At 59.8% G+C, this 3,672-nt stretch carries 3 protein-coding genes; all 3 read left to right on the forward strand.

The features are described from left to right. Positions 1 to 934: 934 nt before the first annotated feature. The 3 genes from ACFLIM_RS50030 (at position 935) to ACFLIM_RS50040 (ending at position 3,488) form a co-directional block, all read left to right on the forward strand. The gene (locus ACFLIM_RS50030) at positions 935 to 1,207 is read left to right on the forward strand and encodes a transposase (RefSeq protein WP_393177965.1); all 273 of its coding nucleotides are present in this window, start codon (positions 935 to 937) and stop codon (positions 1,205 to 1,207) included. 17 nt (positions 1,208 to 1,224) lie between these two features. Next, complete coding sequence (locus ACFLIM_RS50035) at positions 1,225 to 2,085, forward strand: IS3 family transposase (protein ID WP_393177967.1); 861 nt, start codon at positions 1,225 to 1,227, stop codon at positions 2,083 to 2,085. A gap of 212 nt (positions 2,086 to 2,297) precedes the next feature. Beyond that, entirely contained in the window at positions 2,298 to 3,488 is a 1,191-nt protein-coding gene (locus tag ACFLIM_RS50040) for a pentapeptide repeat-containing protein (protein WP_393177963.1), read from the forward strand. The last annotated feature ends 184 nt before the right edge of the window (positions 3,489 to 3,672 follow it).

The raw sequence follows: 3,672 nt of genomic DNA on the forward strand, positions 1-3,672 counted from the left end.
GCGCCCCTACCCGCCGCCGCTGCCCTCCAGAGTGTGGATCAACAAGCCACCCACGACCCTCCAGACCGAGACCTCACCACAAACCACACAAGTGGCCTGATGTCTCATTCGGTTTGACAGGTTCCGCGGCCACGTCTCTAGCTTCATAGCCCTCGGCATCGTTCGAAGGAGACGGGTTCGGGTGGACGACAACGTCTGGGTTGTGATCGCGGCGATCCAGGGCGGTGCCGTGGCGTTCGTCGCCACGATGACGTCGGGACTGCTCGTGGCGAACTCGCTGGGAGTCGTGTGAGCGGCACGCGTGCCGATGTGGCCGAGGGCCGCAGGTTGGCCAAGGTGTTGGACGCGGTCGACGGGCTGACCGGGCCCGTCTCCCCGTTGGTCGCGTACCACCTGGCACTGCGTGTGTTCTTCCTGCACGGCTTGAGGAAGCAGCGGAAGCGGAGCCAGCACCGTCCTGGCCGACGTGGGAGAGTCTGGTCGCCCGTGCGGGCGACCAGGGTGCGGGACAGCTGTTGGCTCAACTGCTTTCGGAGGTACGGCTACCGGAAGGAAATCCGCATGGGCGTTCCCGCTCGGCGGAGGACATCGTCTCGCTCGCCCCGTCCTCCGCGCCAGACCGGCAGTTGAGGACGCTCGTTTGGCGCTGGACCCGGTGGACGAGTCTCATAGCCTGCTCGAGGACTGTTTGGAGCGGTTCTCGACTCGGCATAGGGTCAATTGCTTATGGTGCTCCAGACCTGGGACTGGTGGCCGACGTTGCCGTCAGCGTTGCCCGTCAAAGATCCCCCATGCCCGGTGGCAAGGCCCGACGAAGACATCCCAGGAGCTTTGATGTCAAGCAGCGGTGAGGTGCCCCGAACCTTCCGGACTCGGACCCAAGTAGGGTCAGAGACAGTCCGGGAAGGAAGCACGTGGCGAAGAAGCCGAGAATATATCCACCCGAGTTGCGGGCCGAAGTCGTGCGGGCCGTCATCGAAGATGGGAAGACCCCGCACAGGTTGCCCGCGATTTCGGGCTAGTCGCAGAGACCGTTCGCAATTGGGTGAAGGCAGAGCAGTCGAAGAACTCTGGCACCACCGAGGAGGCCCGCGCCGCCATCGACCGCGCCAGGCTCCAGGAGATGGAACGACGCGTTCAGGAACTTGAGCAGGAGAACGCGTTCCTGAAAAAAGCAGCGGCCTTCTTTGCGAAAGAACTCCCGTAAGCGAGAAGTACGAACTCATTCTCGCTGAGAAGGCCAACTTCGAGATCATCATGATGTGCCGCCTGCTTGGCGTATCGAAATCTGGATACTACGACTGGGAGAAGCGCCCGATGTCGGCGACCGAGCAACGGCGCGAGGACCTCAAGCCCTTGGTCGACTTCGTGTTCGCCGAATCTGGCCGAACCTACGGGTACCGCCGTGTCCACGCGGAGCTCAGGCGCGCCGGCGTCGAGGTGGACGACGAACTCGTTCGCAAGCTCATGCGCCAGATGGGCCTGGTCCCGGTGCAGGTCAAGCGGCGCCGTGGCCTGACGATCGCGGACAAGAACGCGGCCCCGGTCCCTGACCTGGTGCGACGCGACTTCAGCGCGGAGGTGCCCGGCCAGAAGATGATCGGTGATATCACGCAGATCGATACGGGTGAGGGTGCGCTTTTCCTGGCGACGGTTATCGACTGCTTCAGCAAGAGCGTGATCGGCTGGGCGCTGGACGCACGATATCCGGCGAGCCTGGTGTGTGCGGCCATCGATATGGCCGCGGCCCGCATTGAGATGCCCGACGGGGCTATCTTTCATTCCGACCGAGGGAGTCAATACACGTCGATCGAGTTCGGTGAGACACTCGGCAAGTACCACATCAGTCAATCCGTCGGGCGTACTGGGAGTTGTTTTGATAATGCGATGGCGGAATCGTTTTTCGGTAAGCTGAAGACGGAGATGGTGCATCACCGGGCGTTCGCCACGCGTGCCGAGGCGCGGCGCGAAGTGATCAGATTTATCGAGGGATTCTATAACCGGCGGAGGCTTCACTCTGGGCTGGGATATCGCCCGCCCTCGGAAGTGCTGGAGGAATGGTTCGATAATTGGGTTGCCGCATGATATAGTTTCATTTGGGTCGAGTCCGGAAAATTCGGAGCCCCTCACTGCTGCGCCCCGCGCTCACGTGTCCCGACCTGCCAAGTGCCCAGACTGAGCACGGCAAGTGGCCCGGACGCAGGACGCTCTTGCTGGATCCGGTTGCGCAGGGATGCGGAGCGAAGCTCAAATGGAGCATGCAAAGACGTACCCGTTACCTTCGCACATTGGTTTGGATGACGCTTCTCTGCATCATCGCAACAGTCGGGACCGCGACGATACACCTACTCGCCGCAGTGCCTGTGCCGGAGTGGTGGGAGCCAATATACAAAATCCTGCCCGAATATCTCCTGCCTCCAATCTCCCCTGGTAACGCCCCTCTAGTTTTCCTAACTATACTTGGAGTGCTTGCTATCCCGATTGGCTCCAGACACTTCCTCCTCTCCCATGTTCCAAAGACTTCGCCAGGTCGCCTGCGCCGACTTACTGAATCCGAGATCAATTCACTAACACCGAAGGAGCGTGCTGACATAATTACGGCCACAAGGGCCACCCGTCTGCAGCTAATCAGCGCCTGGGGTATCATGCTTGGACTCACATTTACCGCCGGCGGCCTCATTTACACTGCTCGCACGCTGGAAACAACCCAGGAAGGGCAGATTACTGATCGATACACGAAGGCTGTTGAACAGTTAGCTTCACTCGCTCCCGATGTTCGGCTAGGCGCTATCTATGCCCTTGAACGTATTGGGCTCGACTCCCCGAGGGATCGAGAAACAATCGTAAACCTGCTTACCACATACGTTCGCAATCGGGATTTCTGCACATCTCGGCCTGACCAAAAGACACTTCCGCGACAGTGCGTCGCCAAGACGTTAAATGAGTTACTGAAAATTCCCCTTGTACCGCTGTCGCCGGACGTAGTCGCAGCCTGGGAGTCTGCTCAGACCTTGAGACGTAGGACCGGGCTTGGGTACGAACTTGTGGACTTAGCCAACGTGCGTTTCCCTCGGGCGGATCTCAGCCATGCCCTGCTGAGCAGAGTTGACCTGCGAGGCGCAGATCTTCGGGGTTCTCGCCTGGTAAAGGCATTAATCACAGATTCAAATCTGGAGGGCGCAGACCTTCGCGGCGCCGATCTCTCCAATATAGACGCTAGAGTTGATGATCTCGAAGATGCTTGGTTTGGCGACGGCGGCGGAAAGGGGGTAAGTTTCTCATTAGCTGACCTGCGTGGCGCCAACCTGCAATGGGCGCGCCTAAACAACGTGTTCTTCTTTGGAGCGGATCTCCGTGGCGCCAACCTGAGCGGCGCATGGCTGACAGGCGTAGACTTAAGCTCGGCCAAATTGGCCGGTGTGATCGGGTACTCGAGAAAAGAGATTCAGACTGAAGCGAAGGTAGACAACGACACATTATTTGATTGACGAGCCTCTTCGCATAATATCCGGCACGCCTTCGCGGCTGATCACCTCGTACGCCGTCTGTCCGTGGCCATGTAAAAGTCCCCACAGGTGGCCAGTTCGAGGTCACCACTGGTGGCCGGTTTAGGTCCCCACTTCTGCTTCGCGTTGTCCGCGTGTCGTGAGGAGGGGTGTGCCCTGAGCGGTG

The organism is Nonomuraea marmarensis (assembly GCF_043197025.1).
In the GTDB taxonomy this organism is placed as follows: domain Bacteria; phylum Actinomycetota; class Actinomycetes; order Streptosporangiales; family Streptosporangiaceae; genus Nonomuraea; species Nonomuraea marmarensis.